17 protein-coding genes and 1 pseudogene are annotated in these 18,179 nt (G+C 61.6%); 9 read left to right on the plus strand and 9 right to left on the minus strand.

All coding sequences use genetic code 11. The annotated features are described in order from the left end of the window. Positions 1-54 precede the first annotated feature (54 nt). From QQZ18_RS23235 to QQZ18_RS23245, 3 genes and pseudogenes are all read left to right on the plus strand, one after another. A pseudogene (locus QQZ18_RS23235) lies at positions 55-225 on the plus strand (DUF736 domain-containing protein); the annotation flags it as partial. 177 nt (positions 226-402) lie between these two features. Further along, on the plus strand, positions 403-675 hold the full coding sequence (locus QQZ18_RS23240; RefSeq protein WP_284543496.1) for a type II toxin-antitoxin system prevent-host-death family antitoxin: 273 nt from the start codon (positions 403-405) through the stop codon (positions 673-675). Beyond that, positions 672-1,085, plus strand: coding sequence for a hypothetical protein (locus QQZ18_RS23245; protein ID WP_284543499.1), 414 nt, complete (start codon positions 672-674; stop codon positions 1,083-1,085). Before QQZ18_RS23240 ends, QQZ18_RS23245 begins: the two co-directional genes overlap by 4 nt. Here QQZ18_RS23245 and QQZ18_RS23250 read toward each other — a convergent pair. From QQZ18_RS23250 to traC, 4 genes are all read right to left on the minus strand, one after another. Next, entirely contained in the window at positions 1,078-1,344 is a 267-nt protein-coding gene (locus QQZ18_RS23250; protein WP_284543500.1) for a WGR domain-containing protein, read from the minus strand. The genes QQZ18_RS23245 and QQZ18_RS23250 overlap by 8 nt on opposite strands. 131 nt (positions 1,345-1,475) lie before the next feature. Then, entirely contained in the window at positions 1,476-3,401 is a 1,926-nt protein-coding gene (traG, locus tag QQZ18_RS23255) for a Ti-type conjugative transfer system protein TraG (RefSeq protein WP_284543502.1), read from the minus strand. Continuing rightward, the gene (traD, locus tag QQZ18_RS23260; protein WP_284543504.1) at positions 3,388-3,603 is read right to left on the minus strand and encodes a type IV conjugative transfer system coupling protein TraD; all 216 of its coding nucleotides are present in this window, start codon (positions 3,601-3,603) and stop codon (positions 3,388-3,390) included. The genes traG and traD overlap by 14 nt, the downstream gene beginning before the upstream one ends. Further along, positions 3,596-3,910, minus strand: coding sequence for a conjugal transfer protein TraC (gene traC / locus QQZ18_RS23265; RefSeq protein ID WP_284543505.1), 315 nt, complete (start codon positions 3,908-3,910; stop codon positions 3,596-3,598). Before traC ends, traD begins: the two co-directional genes overlap by 8 nt. 280 nt (positions 3,911-4,190) lie before the next feature. Between traC and traA the strand changes: the two genes are divergently transcribed. From traA to QQZ18_RS23285, 4 genes are read left to right on the plus strand one after another with little or no spacing between them, the layout of a single operon-like run. Then, on the plus strand, positions 4,191-7,505 hold the full coding sequence (traA, locus tag QQZ18_RS23270) for a Ti-type conjugative transfer relaxase TraA (protein WP_284543639.1): 3,315 nt from the start codon (positions 4,191-4,193) through the stop codon (positions 7,503-7,505). 23 nt (positions 7,506-7,528) lie between these two features. Further along, on the plus strand, positions 7,529-8,167 hold the full coding sequence (traF, locus tag QQZ18_RS23275; protein ID WP_342398943.1) for a conjugative transfer signal peptidase TraF: 639 nt from the start codon (positions 7,529-7,531) through the stop codon (positions 8,165-8,167). Continuing rightward, positions 8,076-9,347, plus strand: a complete 1,272-nt coding sequence (locus QQZ18_RS23280) for a conjugal transfer protein TraB (protein WP_284543507.1) — start codon at positions 8,076-8,078, stop codon at positions 9,345-9,347. The genes traF and QQZ18_RS23280 overlap by 92 nt, the downstream gene beginning before the upstream one ends. Before the next feature lie 21 nt (positions 9,348-9,368). Continuing rightward, positions 9,369-9,977, plus strand: coding sequence for a TraH family protein (locus tag QQZ18_RS23285; RefSeq protein WP_284543509.1), 609 nt, complete (start codon positions 9,369-9,371; stop codon positions 9,975-9,977). A 202-nt stretch (positions 9,978-10,179) separates the two neighbouring features. Here QQZ18_RS23285 and QQZ18_RS23290 read toward each other — a convergent pair whose 3' ends face one another. From QQZ18_RS23290 to QQZ18_RS23310, 5 genes are all read right to left on the minus strand, one after another. Continuing rightward, the gene (locus QQZ18_RS23290; RefSeq protein WP_284543510.1) at positions 10,180-11,313 is read right to left on the minus strand and encodes an ABC transporter ATP-binding protein; all 1,134 of its coding nucleotides are present in this window, start codon (positions 11,311-11,313) and stop codon (positions 10,180-10,182) included. Then, the gene (locus QQZ18_RS23295; RefSeq protein ID WP_284543642.1) at positions 11,310-12,818 is read right to left on the minus strand and encodes an ABC transporter permease; all 1,509 of its coding nucleotides are present in this window, start codon (positions 12,816-12,818) and stop codon (positions 11,310-11,312) included. Before QQZ18_RS23295 ends, QQZ18_RS23290 begins: the two co-directional genes overlap by 4 nt. Positions 12,819-13,141: 323 nt before the next feature. Then, positions 13,142-14,158, minus strand: a complete 1,017-nt coding sequence (locus tag QQZ18_RS23300) for an iron ABC transporter substrate-binding protein (RefSeq protein WP_284543511.1) — start codon at positions 14,156-14,158, stop codon at positions 13,142-13,144. Positions 14,159-14,380: 222 nt separating this feature from the next. Beyond that, positions 14,381-15,748 (minus strand): sensor histidine kinase, encoded by a 1,368-nt coding sequence (locus QQZ18_RS23305; RefSeq protein WP_284543513.1) that lies wholly within the window; start codon positions 15,746-15,748, stop codon positions 14,381-14,383. Then, entirely contained in the window at positions 15,745-16,419 is a 675-nt protein-coding gene (locus QQZ18_RS23310; protein ID WP_284543515.1) for a response regulator transcription factor, read from the minus strand. The genes QQZ18_RS23305 and QQZ18_RS23310 overlap by 4 nt, the downstream gene beginning before the upstream one ends. 284 nt (positions 16,420-16,703) lie before the next feature. Between QQZ18_RS23310 and QQZ18_RS23315 the strand changes: the two genes are divergently transcribed. Together QQZ18_RS23315 and QQZ18_RS23320 are read left to right on the plus strand one after the other, a co-directional pair. Next, positions 16,704-17,321: a hypothetical protein gene (locus tag QQZ18_RS23315; protein ID WP_284543519.1), complete on the plus strand. Its 618-nt coding sequence runs from the start codon at positions 16,704-16,706 to the stop codon at positions 17,319-17,321. Positions 17,322-17,328: 7 nt separating this feature from the next. After that, a complete protein-coding gene (locus QQZ18_RS23320; RefSeq protein ID WP_284543520.1) occupies positions 17,329-18,114 on the plus strand; it encodes a COG4705 family protein in 786 nt (261 codons plus the stop codon). Positions 18,115-18,179 lie beyond the last annotated feature (65 nt).

An 18,179-nucleotide genomic window follows, 5' to 3' on the forward strand; every position in this document is an offset into this window, starting at 1 on the left:
ACACTCCACATAATCCCGCTCTCCGCATAATCCACGTTATGTGGTGCACCACATAATGTTGAGCTGGGTGCTGCCTGGCAGAAGCGCTCGGACCAGACCGACCGCGACTACCTCTCGGTCAAGCTCGATGATCCGAGCTTCCCCGCTCCCATCTACGCGACGCTCTCCGAAGTCGACGGCGAGACCGGCTTCCAGCTCATCTGGTCCCGCCCCAACAGGGACTGACACCCCGGCATAAATGGCTCCGCCTTTGGTGGCGGAGCCGGCGCCCCTGGGCGAAGTCAGCTGTGTCGATCTACCCAATGGGCGCTTCCGGCAGTCGGCTTCGGTCATCTTGCTGAGGCGCTTCCAATAAATACAGAAATGCTGTATATGATGAAATACAAGATCGAGGATGCCGCCATGCAGCCCGCTGACACATCATCCTATACGACGAGCGACCTGTCGCGAAAATCCGGCGACATCATCGCCGAGGCCTTGCGCCGGCCAGTCACCATCACCCAGCGCAACAAGCCGCGCCTCGTGATCCTCAATATCGAGGATTACCAGAAGCTGCTGAAGCGCTCTGACACCCGGTCGGTCGGAACGATCGAGACCATGCCGGATGATCTCTTGAGCGAGTTCGAGACGGCGGTCGAAGCCTATGCGCGCGAAGACGAGCCCTCGCGGTCATGAGCTTCGAACAGCTCCAGACCGGTGTCGTCCTTCGCTATGCTTATCTCTGGGCGCGCCAAGCCAAGGCGGGTGAGACGGAGGGACGCAAAGACCGACCCGTCGCGGTCGGCGTTCGACTCGCCCGCAAGAGCGGTGATCTGATCCTGTTCTTTCCCATCACGTCCAAGGAGCCGGAAGCGTCCCGGTTCGCCGCCGAGATTCCGCCCATCGAAAAGCGCCGGGCAGGCCTCGATGCCGACATGCGCCTCTGGCTTATCCTCGACGAGTACAACACTGACATCATCGGCCAGTCCTTCTACCTGGAGCCGGCGCCGCCGCTCGGCAGCTTCAGCAAGGCATTCTTTCTGCCCTTGCTGCGTGCCTTCGTGGCGCGCCGCAAGATGACGACCGAGGTCAACAGGTTTAGGTGAGGCACTCGCGATAACCGCGGCTCGCCTTCTGGCGCTGGATCCTGGCAAACTGCGCCAGCGCCTCGTCCTCGTGCGAGAAGCTCATTGCCCTCATCTGGCCGCGCGTGCCGATGCGGCCCCAGCGCCGTGTCAGGCAGACATCGCCGAACAGCGTTGGCTCGATCGACAGCGCGTAGAAGCGCGCCATGTTGCGGGTGGAATCTCGGCGTTCGATGTAGAGATGGCGAGGAGCGGCGGTCATGGCGGCAAGGATCGCCAATCGACGCCATCGCGTCCAACGACAGTTTTGAATCGATGGGGTGACGTCGATTCATGGCCGTGATGGGTCGCGAGTTCCATCAGGCGGTGCTCGACCGGGAGGCATAAAAGGCTATTCCTTCGGGCTCACCGTCACTCTCTCTCGAACCTGTTCTCTCTCACGCAAGCCCGCATGTCATCGCGCCGGAACCACATGGCACGGCCGCAACGAAGCGGCGGATTGCCAGCGGTGAAGACAATCTGTTCGTCAGCTCTCATCCGCAGGACTTCGTGCGGCTGGATCAGCGGGCGGGAGCCGAGTTGTTTAGACCGCGTGCGTGACGAGCCGGAATTTTGCGACGAGCGGCTGACCTGCTCGATTTCGACGGTCGTGGTGCCACAGCGCCGCGAGATATAGTCGGCGGTCTCGGGATCGTTGACGGCGGCGAACGAGATCCAGCTGGCGCTTTCGAACCATTTGCTGGCGGCATCATGGCCGCCGTAGGTCTCGCGCATTTGCCCGATGGACTGGAAGAGCAGGGCGAGCGTGACGCCATATTTGCGGCCAGCGTCGCGGGCAGTCTCAAGAATGCGCATGAACCCGAGACGCGCCACCTCGTCGAGCAGGAACAGCGCGCGCCCCTCAATGGCGCCGTTGCGATTGTAGATCGCATTCATGAAGGCTCCGATGATGACCCGGGCGAGCCCCGCATGGGTCTCCAGCGTCTTGAGATCGAGATTGATGAAGACGTCGGTGCGTCCGCTCGCGAGATCGTCCGTACGAAAGCTCGATCCAGACACCAACGCGGCATAGTTGGGATAGGACAGCCAGTGGGTTTCCTTGACCGCGTTGGCATAGACACCGGAAAACGTCTCGGGCGTCATGTTGACGAAGGCGGCGACGTTTTCCTTGACGAAGGTGGAGCCGGAGAGATCGTAAATCTTCTGGAGCCGCTCCCGCAGTTTGGGTTCGGGCTCGGACAGATTGGCCCGCACTTGGCGCAGGGTCTGGTGCGCCGGATCGGTATGGCCGGACAGGCAGACGTCGGCGATGAGGGCCGTGAGCAACTGCAATGCCGAGGAGCGGAAGAAGTCGTCGCGAATGCCGGTCTGCCGTCCGCTGTCGCTCATGATCCAGGAGGCGACGGCGGCGATGTCTTCCTCGCGCGAGCCGCCGAACTGGCCAATCCAATCGAGCACGTTGAAGCCGGTATCTGGCGATTTTGGATCGAGAATATGGACGGCTCTTCCAGCCCGACGTCGGTGATCGACCACCATGGGCGCGACCTCGTTGGAGGGATCGAGCACGACGAGCGTGCCGCCCCATTTGAGCGCGGTCGGGATTGTCACCGAGGTCGTCTTGAAGCCGCCGGACCCGGCAAAGACGATGCCGTGCGACGAGCCAAAGGAGGCATCAAAGCAGAGGAGCGGCATGCGTCCGCCGGCTCCCCAGCTGGCGCGGTCCTTCGAGCGAAAGGGCAGGGCGGCAACGCTGTCCTTGTCGACACGGCAGCGCTCGCCGATGACGATGCCGCCGGTTTCGGGGAAGAGGCAGGCGGCCTGGTCAAGCTTCATCCAGTCGGCGTCGCCATGCAGGGCCCGCCGCCCACGAATGCGCTTCGGGGCCGATGAGGCAAAGGCGGCATTGCCCTTCACAATGACGCGCATGGAAAAGATCAACGCGATCATCAGAAGTACGATGCTGACTGCGATCGCGGGATCGACACTGGACAGCCACGCGTGTGCGGGGGGAACCGTCTGAAGCCGCAGAACTTCGCAGGTGATGGCCCATCCTGTGCCCACCAGACTGCCGGTACAAACGCTTGAGGCAACCGTTCTGATGTTCACCGATCCGGCGGCGGCAAAGAGGGTGATGATGCCGACGGCGACGACGACGCCATAGGGGAGGCCCGTCCCGATCCGCGAAAGGAGCAATTGCTGCGCTGTTGTTTTGCCCAATGCGGCCAAGATCTGGTCCAATCCAGGCGACATACCCGTCAAGCCGACGAGCGCGCCGATCATCACACCAAGTGGCAGGATGAACAGCACGAGCCTCGGGGCAACGTTATGAGGCGTCATGGCTGAAGGCCTCCGCCCCTAACACCGTCAGCCGTTCGCGCTCGACCTCGTTGCCGTTGAGACGCTTCCTTGCATCAATCAGCAGGCCGAGGAGGACGGCGCGGCTTTCATAGCGCAGGCCGGCTTTGACGATGAGGCCACCGAGCGCGATCTTCTCTCGGGTGTCCTTTTTGCGAGCCTCGGACGATTGTGCCTCAGCCATGCGCGTCAGTCTCGCCAGTTGCTGGTAGAGCCGTTTGAGATGCGAGCGCCGGGGACGACAGACTTCCCGGCGAGGGTTCATGTGCGGTCCTCTTCTTCCCGGTTGAACCTTCATTGCTCCCGCGCCGAAACGTCCCCGCCACATCCGTGAGGGCAGCGAGCAGCGCTTCCTCGTCGATTTCGACATCGCCAAGCCCGGCCTTGAGGGCGATGCGGCCGATGCGCTCGGCCTCACGGGTCTCCGCCGCTCTCAACTGCTCTTGAAGCCGGGCGATTTCCTCACGGATTTTCGATGAGGGCTTTTTCATTCCGGTTGAGCCTCCGCCTGTCGCCTGCCTGTCTGGCTGAAGCGGAGCATCTGGAAAACGGCCGCTTGCGGCCACTCATAAAAAAGCTAGTCGGCAGTGCCGACGCTTTGGACAATCATCCCGGCCGTTCCGAAGGAAAGGTCCAAGGGCGCAGTAATACGTCGCTGTCACGACGCCCTGCTTTTCCACCTTGGCCGAGGGCTCTCAGCCCGGCGGGGCCGCACCCGCCGCTTTCGAGGAACGTCTTGTGTTCCACAGTCCTCCGGAAGCCGTTGCCGCCTTGGCCATCACCCACTTCACTCCGCAACTGATCTCGCGCAGCCAGGGCCGCAGTGCCGTGCTGTCGGCCGCCTATCGCCATTGTGCTCGCATGGTGCACGAGGTGGAGGGTCGGGTGGTCGACTACTCGGCAAAGCGTGGTCTCGCCCATGAAGAATTCCTGCTGCCGCCAGACGCGCCGGAATGGTGTCGCGCGCTGATTGCCGACCGTTCCGTGGCGGAAGCGGCCGAAGCCTTCTGGAATGCGGTCGAGGCCTTCGAGAAGCGCTATGACGCGCAGCTCGCCAAGGAATTCATCATCGCCCTGCCGGTGGAGCTGACGCGCGATCAGAACATTGCCCTGATGCGAGAGTTCGTCGGAGCCCAGGTGTTGGTGCGAGGGCAGGTGGCTGATTGGGTCTATCACGACGAACCGGGCAATCCCCATGTCCATCTGATGACCACGTTGCGGCCCCTGACGGAGAATGACTTCGGATCGAAGAAAGTTCCTGTCCTCGGAGAGACAGGCGAGCCCCTGCGCAATGAAGCGGGCAAGATCGCCTATCGCCTGTGGTCGGGCGAAAAGGTGGAGTTCCTTGAACAGCGCGAGAGTTGGCTCGCTCTCCAGAACAAGCATTTGGCCCTTGCCGGTCTCGACATCCGCGTCGATGGCCGGTCCTATGCCGAGCGCGGTATCGACCTCGTGCCGACCGCCCATATTGGTGTCGGTGCCAAGGCGATCGACCGGAAAGAAAAGGCGGTCGGCTGGTCGCCCAAGCTCGAACGCGTGGCGCTGCATGAAGAAGGTCGCGCCAAGAACAAGGCCCGCATCCTGCGCCGCCCCGAGATCGTGCTGGATCTCGTCTCCCGCGAAATGAGCGTCTTCACGGTGCGCGATGTGGCGAAGGTGTTGCATCGCTATGTGGACGATGCCGGCACGTTCCAGCAACTGATGGTACGGATCCTCCAGAGCCCGGATGTCGTAAAGCTTGAGAACGAGCGGGTCGCCTTCGGTTCCGGCCAGCGCAAGCCTGCCAAGTACTCGACACGTGAGCTGATCCAGATCGAAGCGGGTATGGTGAGCCGCGCCCAATGGCTATCCGGTCGTTCGTCGCACGGCGTTCCGGACAAGATGCTCCGCTCCGTCTTCGAGCGCCATGACCGTCTGTCGGACGAGCAGCGAGCGGCGATTGCCCATGTCGCATCTGAGGGACGGCTTGCCGCCGTGGTTGGGCGCGCCGGTGCCGGCAAGACCACCATGATGAAAGCCGGCTGCGAGGCCTGGGAAGCGGCGGGCTATCGCGTGGTCGGTGCCGCCTTAGCCGGTAAGGCCGCCGAAGGCTTGGAGAAAGAGGCCGGCATTGCCTCACGCACCCTCGCCTCGTGGGAGCTGGCCTGGGGCAAGGGCCGCGACAGACTCGACGACAGGACGATCTTCGTGCTCGACGAAGCGGGCATGGTTTCATCCCGCCAGATGGCGCTCATCGTGGAAAGCGTCGTCACAACAGGTGCCAAGCTGGTGCTGGTCGGCGATCCCGATCAGCTCCAGCCGATCGAGGCGGGGGCGGCCTTCCGGGCCATTACCGAGCGCACCGGCTATGCCGAGCTTCAGACCATCTATCGCCAGCGCGAGCCGTGGATGCGGGAGGCTTCGTTCGATTTTGCAAGAGGGCGGATGGCCGAGGCGCTAAGGGCCTACGAAGCAAACAGCATGCTCTACCCGAGCCGGTTCAAGGCCGACGCTGTCGCCGCGCTGATCGAGGACTGGAATCGTGACTATGATCCCGCGAAGTCCACGCTGATCCTGGCGCATCTGCGACGTGATGTCCGCGCGCTCAACGACATGGCGCGCACCAGGCTGATCGAACGTGGATTGGTAGCAGAAGGCCAGGCCTTCCAGACCGACGACGGCGTTCGCAAGTTCGCCGCCGGCGACCAGATCGTCTTCCTGAGGAACGAGGGATCGCTCGGCGTCAAGAACGGCATGATCGGCCACGTGGTAGAAGCCCGTCCCGGCTGGTTTGCTGCCATGGTGGGGGAGAGCGAACACCGTCGCCGTGTCGAGGTTGACCAGCGTTTCTACGCCAACGTCGACCATGGCTATGCGACGACGATCCACAAGTCTCAAGGTGCGACTGTCGACCGGGTCAAGGTGCTGGCCACGCTCTCGCTAGATCGGCATCTGACCTATGTGGCGCTGACCCGCCATCGCGAGGATGTCGGCCTCTACTATGGCGCACTCTCCTTCCGGAAGGCCGGCGGGCTGACGAAGATCCTGTCGCAAGCGCGAGCGAAGGAAACGACCCTCGATTACGCGGGCTCGCGGTTCTATCGCGCTAGCCTCCGCTTTGCCGAGGTGCGCGGCCTCGACCTTCTTCGCGTCGCCCGCACTCTCGTTGCCGAGAAGCTCCGCTGGACCGTCCGGCAAACGGATCGGCTCGTCGATCTCGGCGCCCGACTCGTCGCCGCGGGCCAGCGCCTCGGTCTCGTTGTCCACCAAAAGCAAACCCCAACGGAGACGCCCAAGGAGGCAAGGCCTATGGTCGCCGGCACATCCGCGCATCCCAAATCGGTTCCCGAGGTGGTCGATGATCGGCTCATCGCCGATCCGGTCCTCTCGCGGCAATGGGAGCAGGTCTCTTCCCGTTTCCACTTCGTCTTCGCCGATCCGGAAAGTGCCTTCGCCAAGGTCGATGTCGACGCCATGATGGCGAACCGCGAGACGGCCGCGGCTACCCTGGCAAAGCTCCAGGACCAACCCAACAGCTTTGGAGCCTTGAAGGGGGGGACGGGGCTGTTTGCCGGACGGTCAGAGCGGGAGGCACGCGAGCACGCCGCGCTCAACGTCCCGGCGCTCACCCGTGACCTCGAGACCTGGTTGCGGCTTCGGGCCGAGGCGGAACATCGCTACGAGGCTGAAGAACGCGCCACCAGGCTGAAGGCCGCAGTCGATATCCCGGCACTCTCGATGGGAGCGCGCCAGACGCTCGAGCGCATTCGCGATGCCATCGACCGCAACGACCTTCCCGCCGCGCTCGGGTTCGCCCTTGAGGACAGGATGATCGCGGCCGAACTGGAGGGGTTCGCCAAGGCTGTTGACGAACGCTTCGGAGAACGGACCTTCCTGCCGCTCGCAGCAAGAGACAGCGATGGCGAGACAGCCAGGGAACTGTCGAACGGTCTGAGCCCGGATCAACGGCAAGACCTCAAAGGCGCTTGGGCCGACCTCAGAGCCATTCAACAGCTTGCCGGCGCGCAGCGGACAAAGGAGGCCGAGGGCCTCCGCGAGGCCCAGCGTCAGACCCTTTCGCAATCGAGAGGGATGAGGCTGCAATGACGGTCTTTCCAGGAAGCGGGGCAGTGGGAGTCTCCGACGACATGCCGGTGCGGCCATCTTGTCTGGCCGCCAAGCAACGCGGTGAAGCGGAGAGGCCGAACGGAGAGAAGCGTCGGCAGCAAACCCGGCGACGCGTCCTCACCATCTCTGGCGTTGGCCTGGCGCTCATGGCCGCGTTTGTCGGCGTGGGGATTTTGGCCGGTCTGCGCATCAATCTGACCCCGAGCGAGCCACTTGGCCTCTGGCAGGTTGTCACGCCTGATCGGCCTGTCGCTGTCGGCGATCTGGTCTTCATATGTCCGTCATCGGGCGCGTTGTCGGATTTCGGGCTGGCGCGGGGATATTTTTGGCAGGGGACGTGCCCCGGTGGCGCGGCCCCGCTCATCAAGGTCGTCGCGGCAATTGCCGGCGCGAACATAGCCGTTGGTGCCAACGTCAGGATCGACGGTGTTCCGCTGCCGCACTCGCGGCTCAGCTCAAGGGACGGCCAAGGTCGGACTCTCTCGCCTTGGGCCGGTGGCGTCGTCCCGCCCGGCCAGTTCTTCCTGCACTCGCAATTCAGAGGCTCCTATGACTCCCGCTATTTCGGGCCGGTTCCCGACACAGGTCTCCTCGGCTTTGCGCGGCCGATCCTCGCCTTTACCTCTATCGGCGCGCTATGATCTGAGGCCCTCCAGGCGCTGGATTCACATCCGGTCGGTCGTTCTGGTGTCTGCTGCCTGCATTGTCGGTGGAACAGCTTGGAGTGGCCAGGTGCTGGCATTGCCCGTCGCCGTTCTGTTTCCGGCGCTCTGGGCGGCGGCGCAATGCCGGATGGTCGCCGCGGCCGCTTCGGCTGGATATTTCCTGGCGGCGTCGCGAGGGCTTCCGCAGGGCGCGGCGGCGTTCTTCGGCTCATCGGTCTCGGTCGGCTTCCTGTTCTGGATCGCGGGCTCGGTCCCCTTTGTCATCATTCATGGGTTGGCTTGGACGGCGCGCAAAGGCTGGAGAAGGGCGGGGCACTATGGCGTAGCCATGGTGTTGACGGCCGTTCCGCCATTCGGCATCACCGGTTGGGCTCATCCGATCACGGCCGCCGGCATGCTACTTCCCCACTGGGGATGGTGGGGGCTATTGGCAACGGCGCTTGGCCTTTGCCTGATGGCCACGCGATTGGCCCTCGCGATTGCCCTGTCGGCCGGAGTTCTTACCGGCATAGCAGCCGAATCAGGGGATGGCTCTCCAGCGTCAGGAGAGTGGCGGGGTATCGATACCGCAGCCGGAGCGACTTTTGGGCGGGCCGACACACTCCACCAGCAGCAATCGTTGATCGCCCAAGTCCGGAACGAAGCCGAGGGCGGCTCGAAGGTCATCGTTCTTCCGGAAAGTGCCTTTGGCATCCTGACCCCGACCGCGGAGCATCTGTTGGGCGAGGCTCTGGCCAATCTCAACATCACGGTGATTGCCGGAGCCGCCGTCATCGACACTCAAGGCTACGATACCGTCATGGTCGCGCTCGACCGAGCGGGTGCAAAGGTCCTCTACCGTCAGCGGATGCCAGTGCCGGTTGCCATGTGGCAGCCTTGGCGACCGTGGCTCGGTCTCACTGGGGGTGCTCGGGCAACGCTTTTCGGCGCTCCCGTTGTGGAGGTTGCCGGTCAGCGGATCGCGCCGCTCATCTGCTACGAGCAGCTTCTCGTCTGGCCAGTTCTGCAATCGGCCTTCCATCGCCCCGACCGGATCGTTGCCATCGCCAATGGCTGGTGGGCGAAAGACACTTCCATTCCTGCGATCCAGCGGGCGAGTGTCGAGGCCTGGGCGCGGCTCTTTGATCTACCACTCGTCACCGCTTTCAACCGTTGAGGCTGAAGAGGAGTTCCTGCCATGCCCATCGATGCCGATCTCATCCACCGTTGCGCCGATCCCTCCCTCAGACCCGCCATTGTCGAGACCTTCGTCAAGACCGTCGGATCGACCGATCCACTCAGCATCACGGTCAGGAGTGGAAACCGCATCGTCTTGGTGCCCGCAGCGAAAACGCCGGATGAGGCACTGGCAACCATCCGGGCTCATGTCGGACAAGCTGTTGTCCGGGTTGGTATCACGCAGTACCCGGTCGGGATCGGTAGCAAGGATCCGTCGGGAATTTCACCCGACCTGCTCGATGCTTGTTCGAACTTACGGCTGGGAACGGCGCTCTTCGGCAAGGTCTGGCGGATCGTGCTCAAATGGTATGGCAATCCGGCCGATGAAAGCGTTCTGCCTCAGGTGTTCGACGATGCAATCGAAGCTTGGCAGACTGGGGTCTTCGAAGGGGTGGCTGTGTTCAATGCGACCGATCCAGGCCCGTCTATCGTCAGAGAGGTGAACAATAGTGGGGCGGCTGAGAGGGCGGAAGAACCTTCGGAGCGTTCTCCCGGGACGCCGCCTGCGCTGCCAAATGAAGCGGGAATTCGGGTAGATCTCTCAGCGGTTGGGGGACGAGCGCCATGAAGCGGATATTAGGAACTTATGGATCTCCCTTGCGCTCACTGCGATCGGCCGTTGAGGGCGACGTGCGAACTCGTCGATAGTGAAGGCGTTTTTTGTAGCTTGTTCGAGTTTGTTGTTTGGTGCGGCGCTGCTGAATCCATAACTTTAGGCTTGTGGCTGGCATTTGCCTGACGACATGGTGTCACGCGGACCACCGAGCGGATCACTTCGGCCCGATGCTTCGGTGCTCGCCAAGCTTTGGAGCATGCTCACAGGCAGGAGCCGGGTCGCAGAAGACGTGAGCCTGGCTAATGATCTCCGTGCGAATGGTCGAGCCGGGAGCCGGCAACTCTGCCCCTGAGCTCTTGATGCTCAAGAACTCCATGGTGCCGGGTGCAGCACCGACAAAGCCGACAGTCACCAGGGCGGTGGCGCCACCGAATTCGACGGCCGTTACGCGTCCGTGCCGGGACAGGAGGCCACCCGTCTCCACCGATCCTTCGTCGGCCGCGGCAACGAAGCGGATTTGCTCCGGACGGATCATAATCACGGCGTCTCCCCGCCGTTGGCCGGTTTCAGCCCTTACGCGTCCGAGGGCGCAATCGGCCCATCCGTTGCCCAGCCTTGCTGGCAGGATGATGGCATCGCCCATGAAGACTGCCGTTTCGGCGTCGCGTGGCGAGAGGTAGAGCTCCCGAGGCGATCCGACCTGGGCTAGGCGGCCGTTGCGCAATACCGCGACCTGATCGGCAAAGGACAGTGCTTCCGCCTGATCGTGAGTAACCAGTACCGTGGTTATATTGGCGTTGCGCAACACGTCAGTCACCATTTTGCGCGTGCTTTCCCGCAGGGCTGTGTCGAGGGCGGAAAAAGGTTCATCGAGAAGCATTAGCTTCGGTTGGCGTGCCAGTGCCCGGGCGAGCGCAACGCGCTGCTGTTGCCCGCCGGACAACTGATGTGGCCGCCTTTCCAGCATGCGAGTGTCTAGATCCACGGCGCGCATCAGGTCGAGAATGCGGCGATCACGCCCCGGCGTACCACGTTTGAGGCCGAATCCGATGTTGTCAGCTACGCTGAGATGCGGAAACAACGATCCGTCTTGCGTCACGAAACCGATCCCGCGCCGGTGGGCGGGAATTATGGTCGATCCGTTTGCCAACTCCCGGCCGTCAAGATCGATATCGCCGGTATCGGGTGCCTCAAAGCCGGCGATGATCCGTAGAAGTGTAGTCTTACCCGATCCTGAGGGGCCGACAATGGACGTGCGGCTGCCGGGCGACATGTCGAGGTTGATATCGTCGAGCACGACGACCCGTTCATATCGCTTCCCGACTCCCCGTAAGCTCAGACAGCTCATCGACGGACCTCGCGCTTGGACTGTGTGTGGACAATGACGGCGAGCGGCCACGACAGGACCACCATCATCACCGCGTAGGGCGCTGCGGCGACATAGTCGATCTCGCTCGTGAGAGACCAGAACTGGGTTGCAAGGGTACGCGTGCCATTTGGCGACAACAGCAAGGTGGCGGTCAGTTCCGTCGTGATACCGAGGCCGACAAGGGCCATGCTGGCCGCGGCGCCTGGCATCGCGAGCCGCATCGTAGTCTGCCAGATGGCTCGGAAAGGCGGTCGCCCGAGGGACATTGCCGCCTGTTCCAGTTCGGCCGGTGCCTGGGCGACGCTGGCGCGCAGACCAACCAGAGCGCGCGGCAGAAAGAGCAGGACATAAGCGAGCACGAGTGTTGCTGCGGTTTGGTAGAGTGGAAGCGCTACTCGGACGGTGACGGTAACAAGAGCAAGCGCGACGACTACGCCGGGCAGTGAACCAACATAGTAGTGGCAGGCTTCGGCAACGCGCTGTGCGCGGCTCGGGGCGCGAACTGATAGCCACGCCATGGGAACTGCGGCAAGCGTGGTGACCATCGCGCCGGTCGCGGCCAGGGCCGCTGTGGCTGCGAGCGCCGGTCCGATGCGGTCCATCTGCCAGACGTCCACACCGCCCAGCAACAGCCAGTGGCCCAAAGTGAAGAATGGCACCCCGAGCGATAAGACGGCTGTCGTGACCGGTACCAGCAGGCAGGGCGTCGTTGCCTTGCCGAGTTTGTATCGGGGCGGCACTAGCGCGGCGCCAGGGCCGAGCCGCGCGTAGCGCTCGTTGCCGCGTACGACGGATTCGGTGACCAACAGGCCTAGGCAACAGATGACCAATACGCCGGCGAGCATGTTGGCGGCCGGACCGTTATAGGTCGATTGAAACTGGTCAACGATGGCAGTGGTGAAGGTGTCGAAACGAATGAGAGCGAAAAGTCCGTATTCGGCGAGCAGATGCAGGCCGATCAGCAGCGATCCGCCGCAAATGGCGAGTCGCAATTGCGGCATTACGATGCGCAGAAAGACGCGGACGGGACCAAGGCCGAGCGAGGCGGCGACATCCTCCATCGCCGGATCGAGTCGGCGCAACTGGGCGGCAATCGGCAGATAGAGAAACGGGAAGTAGGCTAGGACGGAAATCAACGTCGCGGCGCCAAGACCATGCCAACCCGGGGCAAGGCTAACCCAGGCGTAACTGTTTACGAAGGCGGGAATCGTCAGTGGCGCGATGGCCAGCCACGCCCACATGCGGGCGCCCGGCAAGTCGCTGCGCTCCGTCATCCAGGCAAGCGCTACCGCCAGTAAAATGGACAGCGGAATGACGCAGACTTCGAGCAGCAGCGTATTGACCAGCAGTTCCGCAACGCGTGGACGGAAAATCATCGCTGAAGCAATCCGCCAACCGGTCTGGATGGCGACCCAGACGACAAAGCCGAGCGGCAGCAGAGAGAAGAGCGAGATGGCCAGCGCAGCAATGAACAGCAGGCCAATGGAACGCTTACCCCGTCGGCAGTTCGATGCTGTGGGATAAGCGCTCCACGACGAAGCAACGTCCGCTCGTTGGCTGGGGAGGGGGTGGGACGACTGCGTCACGGTGGGACTCACAAGCCTAGTGATAGAGCCGCGTCTTGCACGTCGGGCACGGCCGATCGGGCTACCCCGGCAATTGCTGACCGGAATGAGACGAGAGGCGACATGATAGCACTCACTGAACGAGAGTCTGGGGCGCCGATCCGGAAGATCGGATCGGCGCCCCAGAGTAGTTTCAGGCAAGGTGAGACCTCACCTTTACCGAAACCGAGGCGAACGACGAGCTAGAGCAGACCTGCTGCGGTCATCAGCTCGGTCACCTTCCAGCTATTGAGCTTGGAGGAGTCCACGGTCGGGATCTGCAGCTCGGCGATCGGCACCAGCTTGGAATTGGAGTCGGCTCCGGTCCCGACGGCGTACTCAAAGGAAGTGCCGTCGCGCAACACCGCCTGCCCGGCCGGTCCGGCTATCCACTTCAGGAAGGCTTGCGCCTGCTGCTGGTGCTTACTGGAAGCCAACACGCCACCGCCCGAGGTGCTGAGGAAAGCCCCGGGGTCCTGGCCCCGGAAATAGTGAAGCGCTATATTTTTACTGTTCTCACCCGTCTTGGCCTGGTCGCCAAAATAGTAATAGTGGTAGATGATCGCTCCATCTACTTCGCCGGCATTGACGCCCTTCATAGCTGCCCCGTTGCCGCGATAGGCGACGGCGCCGTCCTTCATCGCCTTCAACCAGGATGCAGTGACGTCCTCTCCCTTAAGTACCAGCATGGCACCGACGATGGCCTGGAAGTCCGCGCCTGACGGAGACGCTGCCCAACGCCCCTTCCAGTTCGCGCCTGCCAAATCCAAAATGGACTTGGGCAACTGCTCTTCCGTCAGCCTCTGCTTGTTGTAGGCGAACACGGTCGATCGCGCCGCGATACCGACCCAGTGGCCGGTAGCTGAACGAAAATTCTCCGGCACTTGGGCCAGAGTGTCCGGATTTACGGAAGCGAACAGGCCGACGCCATCCACCAGTGCCATTGCCGGGGAATTTTCCGTCAGGAATACGTCGGCCGGCGACGCCGCGCCTTCCTCGACTAGCTGGTTGCCAAGTTCCGTGTCGCCGCCGTTGCGCAGCGTCACTTTGATTCCCGTATCCTTGGTGAAACCATCGGCCCAAGCTTGGGTCAGGCTTTCATGTTGTGCGTTATAGACAACAATTTCGTCAGATTCCTGGGCTGAAGACGCGCCTGAGGTAGAAATGAAGGCTGCGCCAAGCGTCACGGCGCCGGCGAAAAGCCGAGAAATGATCTGCATAGAATCCTCGCACCAATGGTCCACGGTCAAACCGCCGATGGCCTGACGAGGCGACGCTATAATTCATGAGTTTAGAAATCAACTTTCAATGGGCCGTTCTGCCGCGTCATGCAGAGCTTTGGCTTTCCTTGGGCAGAGGACTTCGGCGGGTTGACCGGGCGGAAAGTTGATACCCGCTGGCACTCACTTTGATGACCGATCGAAGCTTCGTTCTGTCGATCCTCATTGTTCCGGTATCTCGAAGACGAGAGTGGCACGAAGTCCGGGGCTCGCATTTTCAAGTACAAAATCGGCACGATGCAGTTTCGAGATCGCTTCTACGAGAGCGAGTCCCAAACCGCTGCCGGGTGTATTGCGACTGCTGTCCAGCCGAACAAATCGCTCACGGACACGTGCCAACTCCGGTTCGGGAATGCCTGGCCCGTCGTCCAACACGGATAGTAGGATCTGCGCGCCCTGTTTCCGAACGGCAAGTGTAATTCTGATTGGTACGGGGCAATGCCGCATCGCATTGTCGGTCAAATTGACGACCGCTTGAGTCAGTAGTTCGCGGTCACCCGCTACTATCGCCTGCTCCGGCAAATCGAGCGTCAAGCTATGCCCCATATCCTCGGCGCTGGCAGTCATGACTTCATGGATATCTCGGCATAGTGAGGCGAGATCGACAGGTGCGTTGGCAATCTCGACCGTACCTGCCTGCATGCGTGACAGGCGCAGGATGGCGTCAAACGTCTCTGAGACTTGGTCCAGGTCCGCCAATGCGCTGCCGATTTCCCGCCTCGCTTCAGAAGGCAAACCTTGATTGAGTGCGATGGGCTCAAGCCGCAACCGCAGTCGGGCGAGAGGAGCCCGCAGGTCGTGCGCCACATCGGTCGACACCTGCCGGATCGCATCGATTCCCGCCTCAAGCTGGTCTAATGCCCGATCGACGCTTTGTGCCAAGCGAGCGACATCGTCCTCGCCGCCATCGTGGATACGCAACTCGTGCCGTCCGGTACCAACCGCCTCCAGCACACTCTCCATTCGGCGAATACGCACCTCGGTTCGGCGTGCGATGAAAACCGCAAAGCCGGTAGATAGGAGCAGTGCAAGACCAAGCCCCCAGCCAAAACTGTTCAGCAGGATTTCGGTCTGCTCGCGTTGCCAGGCATCGTCTCGTCCGGTCATGATCCAACCTTCCGGCAGATGCATCCCGTAGGCGACGTAACTATCGGGCAAATCATCGATGGGCGGAGTGACAAGGACGAAATCCTTGCCTGGCACGAGATGGCGCACTCCATCGAATGGGGCAGCAATTCGTGCGTTGCCTTGCGGTGTCGAACCATCTGCCGGGATGAAAGCGACAATCTGCGAGCCGTCGCGGATCACGGCGATGCGGGCGGTGATCTGGTCGATCAGATCCTGTATGTCGCCGTCCTTTACGCCCAGAGCCAAGCTTTCGGTATCGGCACGAACGTCAGCCTGTAGGCGACGCAGCATTTCCTCCGATTGCATCACGTAGGACAGACCGCCCGCGAACAAAGCGGCCAGTGCGAAAACGGCGGAAATCGCGATGGCAAAGCGCATCGACCACGTAAGAGGATTTTTCATGCCGATTCAAACACATAACCGATCCCATGAAGGGTCGTCAGATAGAGCTTCGCAAAGGGCTTATCGATCTTGGAGCGCAGCCGGCTGATGTGCGTCTCGACCACGCTGGTCTTGGGATCAAAATGCAGATCCCAGATAGCCTCAAGCAGGATAGTCTTTGTTTGCACTCGGCCGGGACGCTCCATGAAATGCTTCAGCAGCATGAATTCACGCGGTTGCAAATCAATGCGCTGTCCGTCTCGCCAAGCCTCCCGCGATAGAAGGTCGAGGCGCAGATCGCCATGGACCAGCTCAGTCACCTCCATGCGCAGTGCAGGGCGCCGAAAAATCGTGTCGATCCTTGCCAGCAATTCAACAAAGGCGAAGGGCTTGACCATGTAGTCGTCTGCTCCCGCACGGAGCCCGGTGACCCGGTCCTCGACGCTGCCCATTGCTGTCAACAGAATTGCCGGTGTGGCAATTTGAGCCGTTCTGAGCGCCTTGAGCAATACCAACCCGTCGAGCCCCGGCATCATTCGATCGAGAATGAGCAGGTCATAGGTCTGCGCGGTAGCCTGTGAAAGCGCTTCACGTCCATCGCCGATCAGATCAACGGAGTGCCCCTCTCTTATCAGGCCTTTGCATAGGTACTCGCCTGTCGCTGTATCGTCTTCGGCAATAAGAACTTTCATCGCGCCATCCCCTAGATCTCTTCAATAATGTCATGGCAGGACGATGCTTTCCTGTTTGGCTTCTGACTTTTTTGTAACGCCTGTCCAATTTAGGAAATCTCATCTCTGACGTGCATGACAGAAATTACAGTGAGCGTGACCAATAAATGCTCCGTTTCTGCTGATCACGCTCAATTGATCCAGCGGGTTCTTACGAATTTGTAAGTCCCCCGAGAGGAAAAAACGCTCCCGCTCGGTCATTCCTTCGAAGGACGCCCATCGCAGTTCATACGAAGGAACACCGCATGCGAAATCTACTCCTATCCGCCGCGCTGATCGCCATACCCGTCGCCGCCTTCACGCTGGTCGAGACGAGCCTGCTTGCCGCACCCCAGCAGGCACAAGGCGGTCCGGGTCTTGGCGATCTGTCGGCCTATAGTACCATTGTCGCCAGCACGCGAGCGATCGCCAAATCCGGCGATTTTACCGCGGCAGAACGCCGCATCACCGATCTGGAAACGCTGTGGGACGACAATGCGTCGCGTTTGCGTAAGGCTGATCCGGCCGCTTGGGGAATGGTGGACGGCGCGGCCGATCAAGCCTTCTCCGCGTTACGGGCCAGCAAGCCGGACCCGGAAAATATCAATGCGGCACTTGCCAATTTACAGCAGGTGCTGGCTGCGCCCGAACCGAAAGCCACAGGGCCGGTTCAGCAAGTCGCTGGAGTCGGCGTAACGGATGCCTCGGGGCATCCGCTGCCCTGCGAGGAGATGATCGGACAGGTTCGAGCCAAACTCGGGCAAAGCACCGCGTCACCGGCCATCGCTGATCTCCAATCGAAGGCGGTCGAGCGATGCAATGCCGACGACGATGCCCACGCCGATGCCTTTGCCGCTCAAGCTTTGGCTCAACTCAACAAGTGAGGCCCCGATGACCTATCAAGACATTCTCGAAGCTGATGCTCGCGAAATCGAGCCCAACCAGCCCAACCGCGTGCCTGAAGCGACGCCTGCATTCTGGCTTATCAAGCTGATGGCGGTAACCATGGGCGAGACGGCCGCCGATTACTTGGCGGTCAATCTCGGCCTCGGCCTGACGCTGACGACGCTGATCATGTGCATGATCCTCGTCATTGCACTGTGCTGGCAATTCGCACAGCGCCGCTATGTGCCCGGAGTCTACTGGGCAGCCGTGGTACTGATTTCGATTGTCGGCACGCTTGTGACCGACAATCTGACTGACAATCTTGGAGTGCCGCTGATCGATTCGACGGTTGTCTTCATGATGGCGTTGGCCGGCACGTTCGCGACATGGTTCGCTTCTGAGCGAACGCTTTCGATCCACGAGGTCTTCACGGCCCGGCGTGAAGGCTTTTACTGGCTGGCGATCCTGTTCACATTCGCCTTGGGCACGGCGGCCGGCGACTTGGTTTCTGAACAATTCGGGCTTGGCTATCTGGCGACGGGGACACTGTTCGGCCTGATCATAGCCTCGCTTGCCAGCGGCTATTTTACCCTGAAGCTCGACGGGCTCTGGGCCTTCTGGCTGTGCTACATCTTCACGAGGCCACTCGGTGCCTCTTTGGGCGACTTGCTGTCTCAACCGGCCGACTACGGTGGGATGGGCTTCGGCACGATTCCCACCAGCCTCGGCTTTCTGACGGTGATCGCCGTAACGGTCTGCGCGATGACGTTCTATCGCCGCCGCTCCTCGTAAATCCAACGCCTTATCCCAGGCCTTCGTCCTCTCGTACGCGGAGGGCGGAGGCCTTTGCGGTAATT

Origin of the sequence: Pleomorphomonas sp. T1.2MG-36 (genome assembly GCF_950100655.1) — a bacterium.
In the GTDB taxonomy this organism is placed as follows: Bacteria; Pseudomonadota; Alphaproteobacteria; order Rhizobiales; family Pleomorphomonadaceae; genus Pleomorphomonas.